Raw genomic sequence first — 14,818 nt, 5'->3', positions numbered from 1 at the left:
TATGGCGCAGTTCTTTATCCGGCGGCCGGTGTTCGCCTGGGTGATCGCCATCATCATCATGCTGTGCGGCCTGATGTCGATCAACTCGCTGCCGATCTCGCAGTATCCCGACGTTTCGCCGCCGCAGATTTCCATTGCCGCCACCTATCCGGGCGCCGATGCCGAAACGCTGGAAAACAGCGTCACCCAGGTGATTGAGCAGCAGTTGACCGGGCTGGATGGCCTGCTGTATTTCTCTTCGACCAGCAGCTCCGACGGCTCGGTGAGCATTAAGGTCACCTTCGATCAGGGCACCGATCCGGACATCGCCCAGGTGCAGGTGCAGAACAAGGTGCAGCAGGCGGAAAGCCGCCTGCCGAGCGAGGTGACCGCGCAAGGGGTGACGGTCAAGAAATCCCAGAACAGCTTTCTGCTGATCGTCGGCCTGTATGATGAAACCGACAAGGCGACGATGGCCGACATCTCCGATTACCTGGTGAGCAACCTGCAGGATCCGCTGTCGCGCATCGAGGGCGTCGGCGACGTGCAGGTGTTCGGTTCGGAATACGCCATGCGCATCTGGCTGAACCCCACCAGGCTGGCGTCTTATTCGCTGATGCCCTCCGACGTGGAGACGGCGATCGAGGCGCAAAACACCCAGGTGTCCGCCGGCAAGGTCGGTGATTTGCCGTCCGGCGCCGATCAGCAACTGACCGCCACCGTGAAGGCGCAGTCGCGCCTGCAAACGCCGGAGCAGTTCCGCAACATCGTGCTGAAAAGCGACAGCAGCGGGGCGCTGGTGCGGCTGGGCGACGTGGCGCGGGTTGAGCTGGGCAACGAGGATTACTCGTCCAGCGCCCGGCTGAACGGCCATCCGGCCTCGGGCATAGCGGTCAAGCTGGCCGCCGGGGCCAACGCGCTCAATACCGCCAAGCTGGTGAAGGCCAAGGTGGCGGAATATCAGGCCTCGATGCCCAACGGCTACAAGGTGGCCTACCCGAAAGACAGCACCGACTTTATCAACATCTCGATCGAAGAGGTGGTGAAAACGTTGTTCGAGGCGGTGGTGCTGGTGGTGATCGTGATGTTCGTGTTCCTGCAGAACCTGCGCACCACGCTGATCCCGACCATTACGGTGCCGGTGGTGTTGCTCGGCACTTTTGGCGTGCTGGCCGCCTTCGGTTATTCGATCAACACCCTGACGCTGTTCGGCATGGTGCTGGCGATCGGCCTGTTGGTGGATGACGCCATCGTGGTGGTGGAGAACGTCGAGCGCGTGATGCGCGAAGAGCGGCTGCCGCCGCGCGAGGCGACCGAAAAGTCGATGAAAGAGATCACCGGCGCGCTGGTCGGCATCGCCATGGTGCTGTCGGCGGTGTTTCTGCCGATGGCGTTCTTCGGCGGCTCCACCGGCGTTATCTACCGTCAGTTTTCGGTCACCATCGTTTCCTCGATGGTGCTGTCGGTGGTGCTGGCGCTGACCCTGGCGCCGGCGCTGTGCGCCACGTTGCTGAAGCCGGCGCATGAGGCGTTGACCGACAAGGGGCCGCTCGGCCGGTTCAACCGCGGCTATGATCGCCTGCAGGAGAAGTACGCCGACAAGGTCGGCCGGGTGATCCACCGCCCAACGCGTTATCTGCTGATTTACGGGCTGCTGTTGATCGCCGCCGCGGTGATGTATATGCGGTTGCCGACCGGCTTCCTGCCCAACGAAGATCAGGGCGTGGTGATGGTGCAGTACACGCTGCCGGCCGGGGCCACCAACGCGCGCACCTCGGCGGTCAGCGACGCGGTGAAGGATTATTTCCTCAACGAGGAAAAAGCCAACGTCAACACCATCTTCACCATTAACGGCTTCGGCTTCAGCGGCAGCGGACAAAACGCCGGCATGGCCTTCGTCAGCCTCAAGGACTGGAGCCAGCGCAGCGGCGGCGAAAATACCGCCGACGCCATCGCCAAGCGCGCCATGGCGCACTTCGCCGGCATCCGCGACGCACAGGTATTCTCCATGAGCCCGCCGGCGATCGACGGCTTCGGCCAGTCCGACGGCTTTACCTTCGAACTGCAGGCCAAAGGGGCCACCACCCGGGCGGAACTGCAGACGATGCGCGATCAAATCATCGCCGCCGCCGGCAAAAATCCCGCGCTGCTTGCGGTGCGGGCCAATACCTTGCCGGACACGCCGCAGCTGCAGGTGGACATTGATAACGACAAACTGCAGGCGCTCGGCCTGGGCGCCGCAGACGTCAACAGCACCCTCAGCAGTTCGTTCGGCAGCACCTACATCAATGACTTTATTGACCGCAACCGGGTGAAGAAAGTCTATATGCAGGGCGACGTGGAGTTTCGTTCCAAACCGGAAGATCTCGATAAGTGGTTCGTGCGCGGCACCAACGCGTCCGGCGCCAGCAGCATGACGCCGTTCTCGGCCTTTGCCTCCTCGCACTGGATCTACGGGCCGGAAAATCTGTCGCGCTATAACGGGCTGTCGTCCTTCGAGATCACCGGCCAGGGTGCGCCGGGCACCAGCTCCGGCACCGCGATGACCGAGATCGAAAAGCTGGCGGCCAAGTTTTCGGCCAACAGCAGCTATTCCTGGAGCGGGCTTTCCTATCAGGAACGGTTGACCAGCGGCCAGGCGGCTTCGCTGTACGCCATCTCGCTGATCGTGGTGTTCCTGTGCCTGGCGGCGTTGTATGAGAGCTGGTCGATCCCGTTCGCGGTGATGTTGGTGGTGCCGATGGGCGTGGTGGGATCGCTGCTGGCGATCACCCTGCGCGGCCTGGAAAACGACATCTACTTCCAGGTGGCGCTGCTGACCATCATCGGATTGTCGGCGAAGAACGCCATTCTGATCGTCGAGTTTGCCGAAGAGATGCATCAGCGCGGTGAAACGCCGATCGCCGCGGCGATCCACGCTTCGCGCATGCGTCTGCGGCCGATCCTGATGACCTCGCTGGCGTTTACCGCCGGGGTGTTGCCGCTGGCGGTCTCCAGCGGCGCCGGCGCCAACAGCCGCATCGCCATCGGCACCGGCATCATCGGCGGCACGATAACCGCCACCGCGTTGGCTATCTTCTTTGTGCCGCTGTTCTATGTGCTGGTGCGCCGCATGTTTACCCGCAAGCCCGCCGCCAAACAGCCCGCAAGCTCCCAACCGCAGGCAGGAGAATAATGTGCTGCAACGTTTAATCAGTCTGACCCTCCCGCTGTTGCTGGCGGGCTGCATTTCACTGGATCCCGACTACCAGCGCCCGACGGCGCCGGTGCCGGCCGCGCTGCCGCAGGGCGCCGCTTACGCCGCGCCGGACGGCAAACTGTCGCTAAGCTACCCGGACGTCGCCTGGCGCGATTACGTGCGGCATCCGCAACTGCGGCAGGTGGTGGCGATGGGGCTGAACAGCAGCCGCGATCTGCGGGAAGCGATCGCTAACATCGAATCGGCGCGGGCGCTGTACGGCGAGCAGCGTTCGGCGCTGTTCCCGACCATTAACGCCGGCGCAGACGGCAGCCGCGGGCGGGCGCTGACCGGCAGCGGCAACGCCACCGCCATCAGCCAAAGCTATGAGGCCACGGCCGGCACCAGCGCCTTTGAGCTGGATCTGTTCGGCAAGAACGGCAGCCTGTCGCGCGCGGCGTTTGAAACCTATTTGGCGGATTCCGAGGCGGCGAAAAGCACCCGCCTGACGCTGATCGCCGATATCGTCACCGACTGGGTGGCGGTGGCGGCGGAACGCAGCAATCTGGCGGCCGCCCGACAGACGATGGACAGCGCCAAGCGGTCGCTGGAGGTAACGCGCAAAAATCAGCAAAACGGCATTTTGTCGATGGTCGACGTGGCCTCTGCGGATACCGTTTACCAACAGGCGCGTTCGGACGTCGCCAGCTACACCACCAGCGCCGCGCAGGCGAAAAACGCGCTGGATCTGGTGGTGGGGCAAAGCGTGCCGGAGAATCTGCTGCCCGCGGGGATCGAATCGCTGTCGGGCATCATGACGGATCTGCCGACGCAGCTGTCGTCCGCCGTGCTGCTTAACCGGCCGGACGTGCTGGAGGCCGAACATAACCTGAAATCGGCCAACGCCAATATCGGCTCGGCCCGCGCGGCCTTCTTCCCGACCATCAGCCTGACCGCCAGCGGCGGCGTGGGCAGCAGCGAGCTGTCTTCGCTGTTCAGCCACGGCGCCGGCGTCTGGTCGTTTGCGCCGAGCATCAGCCTGCCGATCTTCAGCGGCGGGTACAACACCTCGCAGCTGAACTACACCAAGGCGCAGAAGGATCTGTACGTCGCCACCTATGAAAAGGCGGTGCAGACGGCGTTTCAGGAAACCGCCGATGCGCTGGCGCGCAAGGGCACCATTCAGGAACAGCTGGCGGCGCAAAGCGGCTATGTAGCGGCGTCGCGGGAGTATTATCGGCTGGCCGAGCTGCGCTATCGGCACGGCGTGGACAGCTACCTGACCATGCTGGACGCCCAGCGCACGCTGTATACCGCGCAACAGTCGCTGATTGCCGCGCAGCAAACCGCCTATGACAACCAGATCACCCTTTACAAGGTGTTGGGCGGCGGGATCGCCGCCGAACGGCAGGGCGATGGCGTGGCGGCCACCCAGGCCAGCCTTAGCCGTTAACCGAAAACAGGCGGGCCGATGGACTGGCCCGCCTGTTAATATGGGTTGATGAATGAATACGATTTGAGTTACAACCGAACTTCAAGATATCTAAAGCAGTTGCAGTGAAAAAACGGATTCAGCGGTTAGCTCTACCATGATGTATATCGAATGGAAGGGAATTCCACACTTTTGAAAACGGATAATTATTGTCATGAAAAAAACGTACAAAATCGTTGCAATTATTATAGGGCTGTTCTTATCATCATTTTTGTTGGCCGGCGCCGGTGTGAGTAATGACTATTTGTATTCCGCGCCAGAAAATCTTTCAAAATTCATTGTGTCAATCTGGTTCTCTATTTCGATAATTTTGACTGTTTACAAGTTGTTGTACTACCTGTTCGAGCAACAGCGTTAAGCTATAAATTCTATGAATACACCATAGATATGAAGTGTCTATGGTGTATATCATGTTAAAGTGACTGCTTTACCCGCCGACGCAATACTACCTTCCCTGTGCGCGATGATAACTCTAATGATGTTAAGTTCCCCACTAGCTAAATTCACCATAGTTTCACTCTCCTGACGATCTGAAGGGGTAATGAAAACGTAAAGAAAGGGAAAACCCGCCAAATCGCCAGAACTCAGCCTGGCCGTCAGAGTCTGAGGAGGACCACTACTCAGGTTACAGGTTCGAGGTCGCAATGGCAGCAGATATCCAGCAGCAGATTATTTCGCTTATCGCCAAATTCAACGCCCCGGGGTTTCTTAAGAAGGGCGTGATCATCACCGCTGAAACGGCGATCAATCAGGCGCTCAACCTGTCTTTCAGCGACTCCAACGCCCTGATGCGGCGCTATTTTGACGCCTTCGAGATCGACAGCAGCAATTACAACCACCAACTGTATTTCCCTCAGCCGGCGGACAGCAGCCGCTGGTTTTCTCCTTCGTTCGGCGATGAACGCAGCCGGCCGCTGTACGTTTCCATGCTGGTGCGTTCGGCGCGCGCCAAACGCTGGCTGTATGACATTCATTTTCTGATTGAACAACTCAGGTAAGTAACGGGGCACGGCGTTTGCCGGGGGCGGGCAACCGTCACAAATCAACCAAAATCAGGATCGTCTTATAAAAATATCAGTAAGGTAACGTTCACTTAAGCTAAAGGAAACGGCTGATGAACATAGCGATTACAGCAAGCGTGGGTTTGAAAGGACTGAATAAACCTGACGATGTCAGGGCGGTGCGTCGACAACTGAACGCGCATTTTGCTCGAGTGCGAGGGTTGTCGCAAATCGCGATAGGCATGATTGCCGATGAGGAGCTTTATCGGGCGATACGCGTCTTTCAATTTTCCATGGAAATCAAGTCACCTGACAGTGTGATTTCACCAAACGGAAGAACATTGAGAACGCTGAATATTGCACCTCAGGTTTACAGGTTGGAAGGCCGAAGGATCCTCGGTACTCAAGAGGGGACATTAGGCAATGTACAAAAAAGAAATTTGATTAATATCAATGCCGTTGGCTATAACGGGAATACTCAGTGGGCTTATAATGTTGCCAAAAATGAGTTCCCTGTTAATTCGAATAAATGTAATAAGTTTGTCTACGATGTGATCAAGGAATCTGGCCTTGATGCATATGTTACAATTGCCGGAGTCAGACGACCTCCGCTGGCTGCAGAATGGGCGAACAAAAACACTCATATCTCTAACTGGCGCGTATTGTCAGATGATGAACAACCGGCCAAAGGCGACGTTGCAGCCTATCCGCTCTCCGGGGGGGCAAGTTATTCAGGCCACACCGGGTTCGTTGTCGTTATCAACGGTACGTTGACCAACATAAGTGCTCACAGTGATGCGATTTATCCCATCCTGGGGCAGTTCGAAAATGAAGTTACTACGCGTTATAGAAGATATATCGGAGCATAATGATGCTAAGGAAATACGTTCTCGGACTGTGCCTCGCTTTATTTCCTCTGTTCGCCAGCGCCAGCCGCACGATGGTTATCGAAGCACAGCCAGGGGAAATCGAGGGGGTGGCGTACCGGGTTGATGGCCGGTCTCTGAACTTTGATCAACTGGGTGAGGCGCTAAATCTATGGATGCAGGCCAAGCCTGGCGATAAGAATGAAATTCGCATCGCGGTGTTGGCGAGTGGCAAGATACCGCTGTCGACGTTGTATAACCTCAATGGATTGGTGAAACAGATCGGTTTCAATGGCCCCCGTTTCTTCTATACGGCGGATGAAGGTTCAAACAAACTGTCCGAGATTCAGATTAACCATCGGCCGCTGGTCATGAAGGGAGAATTGGAAAAACAGCTTGCCGTTGAACAACCCTAATTGAATTGGACCGTCGGCCAGGCGGTCCGAATTCTCGTTATCCCTCTAACGATACTGCTGCAGCACTTCGGCGAATTTCGCCAGCCATTGCGGGTGTGCGGGCCAGGCCGGCGCGGTCACCAGGTTGCCGTCGACGTGCGCCTGATCGATGCCGATGTCGGCATAGTGCCCGCCGCTCAGCCGCACCTCCGGCGCACAGGCCGGGTAGGCGCTGCAGGTCCGGCCTTTCAACACCCCGGCGGCGGCCAGCAGCTGCGGGCCGTGACAAACGGCGGCAATGGGTTTGCGCGCGGCGTCGAATGCCTGCACCAGCTTGATCACTTCCGCATTCAACCGCAGATATTCGGGCGCTCGGCCGCCGGGGATCAGCAGGGCGTCATAATCCGCTTCCTTCACCGAGAAGAAATCGGCGTTGAGAGTAAAGCGGTGGCCGGGCTTCTCGCTGTAGGTCTGGGCGCCGTCAAAATCATGGATCGCTGTCATGATAAAGTCGCCCTTGGCCTTGTCGGGGCAGACCGCGTCAACCTGGTGGCCAATCATCTGCAGCGCCTGAAACGGCACCATGGTTTCGTAATCTTCGGCGTAATCGCCGACCAGCATCAGGATCTTCTTCTTGCTCATCATGCCGCTCCCGCGTGAATAAAGATGCCTAAGGTATAGCCCAGCGACGGGGGGAATGCGAACCGCAAATCGCGTTCTATACTCGTGATACTGCGGCATTTTCACCCGCCGCCCATTTTAGGGAGGATCCCCCGATGCTTAATTTGGCGACCTTGCTTGAAGAGAGCGCGCGTTCCTGGCCAGACCGCTCCGCGCTGGTGCAGGACGACATTCCGCTCAGCTACCGGGCGTTGAATGAGCTGGCCAACCGGGTGGCGAATTTGTTGACCGCGCGCGGCGTTCGGCCCGGTGAAAGGGTGGCGCTGGCCTGCCCGAATCGGCCGGAGTTTCCGGCCATCTATTACGGCATTCTCAAAGTCGGCGCCACCGTGGTGCCGCTGAACACCCTGCTGAAAAGCGCCGAGTTTGCATATTACCTGGCGGATTCCGCTGCGGTGGCCTTCTTTTGCCATGAGGGCAACGAAGGGTTGCCGCTGGCGGCCGAAGCGCGGCGCGCTTTTGACGACGCAGAAAATTGTCGCGATTTTCTGATTATCGGCGATCGGTTGCCGCTGGAGGGAGAGCGGTTCAGCCGGGCGGTCGCCGAGCAGCCCACCTCGTTTTGCTCGGCGGTCACGGCGGAGACCGACACCGCAGTGGTGCTTTACACCAGCGGCACCACCGGGCGCGCCAAGGGCGCGGAGCTGAGCCATTCCAATCTGACGCTCAATGCGTTGGGTTCGGTGCGGCTGTTCGAGGGATCGGAAACGGATCCCGATCGCCATTTGGTGACGCTGCCGCTGTTCCATACCTTCGGCTCCACCGTGCAGATGAACGCCGGCTTCGCCTGCGCCGCCACGCTGGTGTTGATGGAGCGCTTTGACGCCGCCCAGGCCATAGCGCTGATGCAAAAACACCGCGTCACCTTCTTCGCCGGCGTGCCGACCATGTATTGGGCGCTGCTGAACGCGCTGGACGACAAGGTGGATCTGGCGCGCTTGCGCAGCACGCTGCGCATGGCGGTATCCGGCGGCGCCAGCCTGCCGGTGAAGATCCTGGAAGATTTCTCCCGCCGCTTCGGCATCAACATCCTCGAAGGGTACGGGTTGTCGGAAACCAGCCCGGTGGCCACCTTCAACCATCCTCGCCGCCAGAACAAAGCCGGCTCGATAGGTCAGCCGATTTGGGGCGTGGAGGTGCGCCTGCTGGACGTGACCGGCCGGCCGATCGACGGCGTAGACCAGGTGGGCGAGTTGGCGGTGCGCGGCTACAACATCATGAAGGGCTATCTGAACCGGCCGGAGGCAACGGCGGAAGCGCTGGATAACCAGGGGTGGTTCAGAACCGGCGATCTGGGGCGCCGCGACGCCGACGGCTTCTATTTTATCGTCGACCGCGCCAAGGACATGATCATTCGCGGCGGTTTTAACGTCTACCCGCGTGAAATTGAAGAGGTGTTGATGCGGCATCCGGCGGTGTCGCTGGTGGCGGTGATCGGCGTCGAGCATCCGGCGCTGGGCGAAGAGATCAAGGCGGTGGTGGTGCTGAAGGCGGCGGACGACGTCATTGCGGAAGATGAGCTGATCGCCTGGTGCAAGGAGCGGCTGGCGGCCTATAAATACCCGCGCATTCTGGAGTTTGTCGAACGCTTGCCGATGACCAGCACCGGGAAGGTGTTGAAACGCTGCCTGCGCTAGCGGGAAAGGGCGGAGAAATCCCGGCCTGCAAAGGCAAGCCGGGAAGCCGGGCATCAGCCCGGGTAGATGCCGCGTTCTTTACGCGCGGTCAGGATGCGCTCACAGGCCACGATGTAAGCGGCGGTGCGCAGGCTGCACTCTTTCTCTTTGGCCTTGTTCCAGACGTGGACCATCGCGTCGGTCATGATCTTGTCCATACGCTCGTTGATCTCGGACTCGCTCCAGAAGTAGCTGGCCATATCCTGCACCCACTCGAAGTAACTGACCGTTACGCCGCCGGCGTTGCAGATGACGTCCGGTACTACGGTGATGTTGCGTGAACGCAACATGTCATCGGCATCCGGGTAGGTTGGGCCGTTAGCGCCTTCCAGCACCAGCTTGGCGCTGAGGATCTCGGCGCGCTGACGGGTGATCTGACCTTCCAGCGCCGCCGGGATCAGGATATCCATGTCAACCGACCAGAAAGCTTCGCTTTCGATCTCGCTGGCGCCAGGGAAACCGGCGATCTGCTTGTTCTTGGTCTGCCATTCGGTCAGCGCGTTGAGGTCGATGCCGTTAACGTTGAACAGGGTGGCGGAGTGGTCCTGGATCGCCACCACGCGCGCGCCGACGCCGACGAACAGGCGGGCCGCTTCGCTGCCCACGTTACCGAAGCCCTGAACCGCAACCTTGGCGCCTTCAATCTGCACGCCCAACCGCTTGGCCACTTCGCTGCCGGTGACGAATACGCCGCGGCCGGTGGCTTTTTCACGGCCGAGAGAACCGCCGAGGTGGATAGGTTTGCCGGTCACCACGCCGGTGATGGTGGTGCCCTGGTTCATGGAGTAGGTATCCATCATCCAGGCCATCACTTTGGCGTTGGTGCCGACGTCCGGCGCAGGAATGTCTTTCTGCGGCCCGATGATAAAGCCGATTTCGCTGGTGTAGCGGCGGGTCAGTCGCTCCAGTTCGCCTTCAGACAGTTTGAAAGGATCGACGCGGATGCCGCCTTTGGCGCCGCCGTACGGCAGGTTGACCGCCGCACACTTGATGGTCATCCAGGCGGACAGCGCCATGACTTCATCGAGGTCGACGTCCGGGTGGAAGCGGATGCCGCCTTTGCCCGGGCCGCGGGACAGGTTGTGCTGAACGCGGAAGCCTTCAAAATGGCGGATGCTGCCGTCATCCATCTGCAGCGGGATATCAACAATCAAAGCGCGCTTAGGATGACGCAGGGTGTCGATCCAGCGCGACAGGTCGCCGAGGTACGGGGCGACGCGGTCGATTTGTTGCAGATATGTGGCCCAGGCCGTTGTGCTGCTTTCTGAAGCGTAGGATAGCTTTTCCATAACCAACCTTTTTTATATAGAGGTATTTATTTTGTTTAACCGTGGATTACCGAGTGCATAACACTTTGCGACGCTAAATTTACCATTAATCATGCCGCTTGATAGCCCCCAGCTCATCGGGCCAGAAGGCCGTGCGGGGCGGGCTGCAGGGCGGAAAATGAATAGTTAATTACTTTTTATCGACAGCGTCGGATGACATGCATATTTTATGCATAAAATATGCATAAAACCCGTTTTAATCTATTTTTCAGAAGCTTGAATGTGATCAAAAAGTTTCATTTTATTTAAGCGTCATGTTGACAATGCCGTTTCGCGCCGCCAGAGTTAAATTCATGTTAAAACGGCACCGGCGTCGTTTTTTTATCGCACAAGGGAAATTGCAACTTACTGATAGTTAGGTACTTACCCGCCACGCTCATGCTTTGCATGCCAAACGTGGGCGACATCGCAGTTTGAACAGCCGTTTTGTGGTTCGCAAAAATTATCACCTCTCTGTAACAACAGGGTGGGCATCGTTTGGTCTGAATTTCTTTTTTGCCGGTAGAACGCCCGAGGGCGTTTCACTCCTGCTGCCACCCACGCCCCGCAAGGGGCGGTGGCTTAATCGCCTTAACGACGGACAGGTAACACCATGACAAAAAATCACCAGCATCGGCCGAACTCAGGTTCAGCCGAGGGGCACGACTGCGCCCAAACATTGCAGCGCGGCCTGAGCTCACGCCATATCCAGCTGATTTCCATCGGCGGCGCCATCGGCACCGGGCTGTTTATGGGCTCCGGCAAAACCATCGCGCTGTCCGGCACCTCGATTGTGCTCACTTACCTGATCGTCGGCTTCTTCATGTTTATGGTGATGCGGGCGATGGGGGAGCTGCTGCTGACCCGGCTCGACTATCGCTCATTCGCCGACTTCGTTTCCGAATATCTGGGCCCGAAGGCCAGTTTCTTCCTCGGCTGGTCTTACTGGCTGAGCTGGGTGGTGACCTGCATCGCAGACGTGGTGGTGTGCGGCGGCTACGTGCAATATTGGCTGCCCGAGGTATCGCCCTGGCTGCCGGCGCTGCTGACGCTCGGGCTGCTGTGCCTGTTCAATATGCTGTCGGTCAAGATGTTCGGCGAAGCGGAGTTCTGGTTCGCGATGATCAAGGTGGTGGCGATTGTCGCGCTGATCGCCACCGGGGTCTGGATGGTGTGCAGCGGCTGGCGTTCGCCGCACGGCGTGACCGCTTCGGTGCGCAACGTCACCGATCCCGCCATCTTCATGCCGCACGGCATACTCGGCTTCTTCGCCGGCTTCCAGATAGCCATCTTCTCCTGCACCGGCATCGAGTTGCTGGGCACGCTGTCGGCGGAAACCAAAAACCCGCACAAGGTACTGCCCAAGGCGATTAACGTGATCCCGGCGCGCATTATCATCTTTTACGTGTTCTCGATGCTGACCATCATCGCCGTCACCTCATGGAGCCATATCTCTCCCGACAGCAGCCCGTTCGTGATGCTGTTCGACCAGGCGGGCTTGCCGGCGGCCGCGGCGGTGATCAACTTCGTGGTGCTGACCTCGGCGATGTCTTCGGCCAACAGCGGGGTGTATTCCAGCACCCGCATGCTGTACAGCCTGTCGATGGAAAAACACGCCCACGGGCAGTTCCGCATCCTGTCGCGCACCACCGCCATACCGATCCGCAGCCTGCTGTTCTCCTGTTTCTGCATGGTGGCCGGCACCTTGCTGCTGATCCTGATGCCGAACGTGATGACGCTGTTCACCATCGTTTCTACCGTGGCGGCGATCCTGGTGGTTTACAGTTGGGGCATGATCCTGGCGGCTTACCTGGTCTACCGCAAAAAGCGCCCGGATCTGCATGCCGACTCTCATTTCAAGATGCCGGGCGGGGTGGTGATGGCCTGGCTGACGCTGGCGTTCTTCGCCTTCACGCTGGTGCTGATGGTGTTTGATCGCGATACGCTGATTGCCCTGTGCAGCATGCCGCTGTGGTTTATCGCCCTGGGGCTGATCTGGCGCTTCCGGGTGCGCGACAGCCTGGCGCGCGAAGGCTACGTGTTCAGCACCGAGGCGGAATAATGCCTGGGAGCGCGGCCCAGGCCGCGCTCCGCTCGGCAAGCGCGCGCAACTGAGGTATGCTAAGCGCCTGAGCAGCAGAGTAAACAGCGCCACACGGAGATACAGCAGCGTGCCGAACACCCCCTCACAACTCGAACTCTTGCGGTCGGTCGCCGACGGCATCGCAGCCCTGTTTTTCCCCAACGTCGAGGTGGTGATCCACGATCTGGCCACCAACAAGGTCGCCTATCTGGCCAACAATCTGTCGAAGCGCAAGCCGGGCGATGACGCCGGGCTGGATGACTTTGAACTGGGCGCCGACGCGAAAGTGACCGGTCCCTATGAGAAGCTCAACTGGGACGGCAAGAAAATGCGCTCGGTGAGCATCGCCGCCCGCGATGGGCAGGGCAACCCCAGCTATCTGCTGTGCATCAACCTGAGCACCGGCACCTTTGAAGACGCCAGAAACGCGCTGGACATGTTCCTGTCGGTCACGCGCCTGCAGCCGCAGCCGCAGCAGCTGTTCAAGGACGACTGGCAGGAGAAGATCAACACCTTCCTGCACGAGTGGCTGCGCCGCGAGAGCGCCGCGCTGGGTGCGCTGACGCGCGAGCAAAAGAAGCTGTTGGTCAGAGACCTGTATCATGAAGGGGCGTTCAAGGCCAAAAGCGCGGCGGATTACATCGCCAACGTGCTGTCGATGGGGCGCGCGACGGTGTACAAGTATCTGCGCGAGCTGAAGCAGGACTAAAACTCGCTCACCGGCCCGGCTAAAAAAACATGGCGTTTTGCCGCGGCGCTTTGATATGGTTGTATTGTGCAACCATGTGAAGGAATAACCCATGCCCGACGCCTACCTGTTACCCATCCGTGACGCCAGCCGCCGCCTGGTGCGAGAGCTCGGCTTTATGGGCAATACGCTCGCCGGCACCGATTTGCCGCCCTCGGCGGTGCACGCGTTGATAGAGATCGGTGAAGGGCGCGCCAATCATGCCGCCGCGCTGTGCGGCGCACTTAATCTGGAGAAGTCCAGCGTCAGCCGCATGCTGAATAAATTGCGCAAGGCGGGGCTGTTGGACGTGCAGCCTAGCGAGCGCGATGGGCGTGAAAAGCTGCTGGCACTCAGCGAACAGGGGCGGGAGACGCTGGCCGCCATCAACCATTTTGCCGATCGGCAGGTACGCGGCGCATTGAACACACGGCATGGCGACGGCGCCGCCATCGTCAGCGGTCTACAGGCCTACGTGGCGGCCCTGCGAGCCAGCCGGACGGGAGAGGCACAGGTTAGGGCGGCGGTGGAGATCGTCAGCGGTTATCGCCCCGGCTGGGTGGCCAGAACGCTGGAAATGCATATGCAGTATTACTCGCGCAGCGTGGGGTTTGGCGTGTTTTTCGAGGCCAAGGTAGGGGCGATGCTCGCCGATCTCGCCGGCCGTTTGTCTCATCCGCAAAATCAGGCATGGTCGGCGATCGGCGACGGCCGCATTCTCGGCTCGATCTCGGTTGACGGTGAAAGCCTGGGCAACAATCGCGCCCATCTGCGCGCCTTTATTCTCGATGACGCACTGCGCGGCAGCGGCATCGGCCGGCAGCTGCTCGGCAAAGCGGTCGAGTTTTGCGACCAACGGCGCTTTGATGAAATCCACCTGTGGACCTTCAAAGGGCTGGACGCCGCGCGGCATCTCTATGAAAGCGCCGGGTTCAAGCTGGCGGACGAACAGCCGGGCACCGCCTGGGGGCGGCAAATGGTGGAACAGCTATTTGTTCGCCGCCGCCTTAGCCCTGCGGCGTAGCGGCTTGCGGCCGATGTTGCTCGCCCCAGTCGCACATCATGTCGATCACCGGGATCAGCGAGCGCCCGCGCTCGGACAGGCTGTATTCCACCTTGGGCGGGATCTGCGGATACTCCTTTCTGATCACCAGCCGGTCTTTCTCCAGCTCTTTCAGGGTTGAACTCAGCGTTTTGTAAGAGATGGTGCCGATACAGCGCTGCAGCTCGTTGAACCGCAGCACCGGCTTATACAGCGCCAGCCAGTACAGGATGATCATCTTGTATTTGCCGTTGATCACCGACAGCGTGTAGCCGTAGCCGGTCTCCTCCAGGTTAATGCCCGTCGGGCTGCAAACGTCTTCAGCGTTCATTTTACACTTTCCTTAAGGTAAGTATGTATAGTGAGTGTGCGTATTTTACATCTTGAAAGC

General features: G+C 59.3%; 12 protein-coding genes. 9 read left to right on the top strand and 3 right to left on the bottom strand.

Annotation, left to right across the window (positions count from 1 at the left end; translation table 11 throughout):
• Position 1 precedes the first annotated feature (1 nt).
• The 5 genes from CKW09_RS12645 to CKW09_RS12620 all read left to right on the top strand — a co-directional run bounded on the left by CKW09_RS12645 (position 2) and on the right by CKW09_RS12620 (position 6,932).
• Complete coding sequence (locus tag CKW09_RS12645) at positions 2-3,154, top strand: efflux RND transporter permease subunit (RefSeq protein WP_095097592.1); 3,153 nt, start codon at positions 2-4, stop codon at positions 3,152-3,154.
• 1 nt (position 3,155) lies between these two features.
• Entirely contained in the window at positions 3,156-4,610 is a 1,455-nt protein-coding gene (locus CKW09_RS12640; protein WP_061795266.1) for an efflux transporter outer membrane subunit, read from the top strand.
• Between the two features lie 683 nt (positions 4,611-5,293).
• Positions 5,294-5,647 carry a DUF1493 family protein gene (locus CKW09_RS12630; RefSeq protein ID WP_061795268.1) on the top strand — a complete coding sequence of 118 codons (354 nt, stop codon included), beginning with the start codon at positions 5,294-5,296 and terminating at the stop codon, positions 5,645-5,647.
• A gap of 116 nt (positions 5,648-5,763) precedes the next feature.
• Positions 5,764-6,519 (top strand): CHAP domain-containing protein, encoded by a 756-nt coding sequence (locus CKW09_RS12625; RefSeq protein ID WP_095097589.1) that lies wholly within the window; start codon positions 5,764-5,766, stop codon positions 6,517-6,519.
• Positions 6,519-6,932, top strand: a complete 414-nt coding sequence (locus CKW09_RS12620; protein ID WP_061795269.1) for a hypothetical protein — start codon at positions 6,519-6,521, stop codon at positions 6,930-6,932. The genes CKW09_RS12625 and CKW09_RS12620 overlap by 1 nt, the downstream gene beginning before the upstream one ends.
• A 45-nt stretch (positions 6,933-6,977) precedes the next feature.
• On the opposite strand, the gene CKW09_RS12615 is transcribed toward CKW09_RS12620, so the two are convergent.
• Positions 6,978-7,553: a DJ-1/PfpI family protein gene (locus tag CKW09_RS12615; protein WP_061795270.1), complete on the bottom strand. Its 576-nt coding sequence runs from the start codon at positions 7,551-7,553 to the stop codon at positions 6,978-6,980.
• A 134-nt stretch (positions 7,554-7,687) separates the two neighbouring features.
• Between CKW09_RS12615 and CKW09_RS12610 the strand changes: the two genes are divergently transcribed.
• Positions 7,688-9,229 carry a long-chain-fatty-acid--CoA ligase gene (locus CKW09_RS12610; protein ID WP_095097583.1) on the top strand — a complete coding sequence of 514 codons (1,542 nt, stop codon included), beginning with the start codon at positions 7,688-7,690 and terminating at the stop codon, positions 9,227-9,229.
• A 53-nt stretch (positions 9,230-9,282) separates the two neighbouring features.
• Here the strand turns inward: CKW09_RS12610 and CKW09_RS12605 are convergent, their stop codons facing one another.
• The gene (locus CKW09_RS12605; RefSeq protein WP_095097580.1) at positions 9,283-10,557 is read right to left on the bottom strand and encodes a Glu/Leu/Phe/Val family dehydrogenase; all 1,275 of its coding nucleotides are present in this window, start codon (positions 10,555-10,557) and stop codon (positions 9,283-9,285) included.
• A gap of 631 nt (positions 10,558-11,188) precedes the next feature.
• Here CKW09_RS12605 and CKW09_RS12600 point away from each other — a divergent pair.
• The 3 genes from CKW09_RS12600 to CKW09_RS12590 all read left to right on the top strand — a co-directional run bounded on the left by CKW09_RS12600 (position 11,189) and on the right by CKW09_RS12590 (position 14,409).
• The gene (locus CKW09_RS12600; RefSeq protein ID WP_061795273.1) at positions 11,189-12,637 is read left to right on the top strand and encodes an amino acid permease; all 1,449 of its coding nucleotides are present in this window, start codon (positions 11,189-11,191) and stop codon (positions 12,635-12,637) included.
• Positions 12,638-12,746: 109 nt separating this feature from the next.
• Entirely contained in the window at positions 12,747-13,367 is a 621-nt protein-coding gene (locus CKW09_RS12595; protein WP_061795274.1) for a helix-turn-helix transcriptional regulator, read from the top strand.
• Between the two features lie 91 nt (positions 13,368-13,458).
• Positions 13,459-14,409 carry a bifunctional helix-turn-helix transcriptional regulator/GNAT family N-acetyltransferase gene (locus tag CKW09_RS12590; protein ID WP_061795275.1) on the top strand — a complete coding sequence of 317 codons (951 nt, stop codon included), beginning with the start codon at positions 13,459-13,461 and terminating at the stop codon, positions 14,407-14,409.
• Here CKW09_RS12590 and CKW09_RS12585 read toward each other — a convergent pair.
• The gene (locus CKW09_RS12585) at positions 14,393-14,758 is read right to left on the bottom strand and encodes a winged helix-turn-helix transcriptional regulator (protein WP_061795276.1); all 366 of its coding nucleotides are present in this window, start codon (positions 14,756-14,758) and stop codon (positions 14,393-14,395) included. The genes CKW09_RS12590 and CKW09_RS12585 overlap by 17 nt on opposite strands.
• Positions 14,759-14,818: the final 60 nt, after the last annotated feature.

It is taken from the genome of Serratia ficaria (genome assembly GCF_900187015.1).
Lineage (GTDB): Bacteria > Pseudomonadota > Gammaproteobacteria > Enterobacterales > Enterobacteriaceae > Serratia > Serratia ficaria.
The sequence above is the reverse complement of the archived record's forward strand: the minus strand, read 5'-3'. Positions and strand labels throughout refer to the sequence as shown.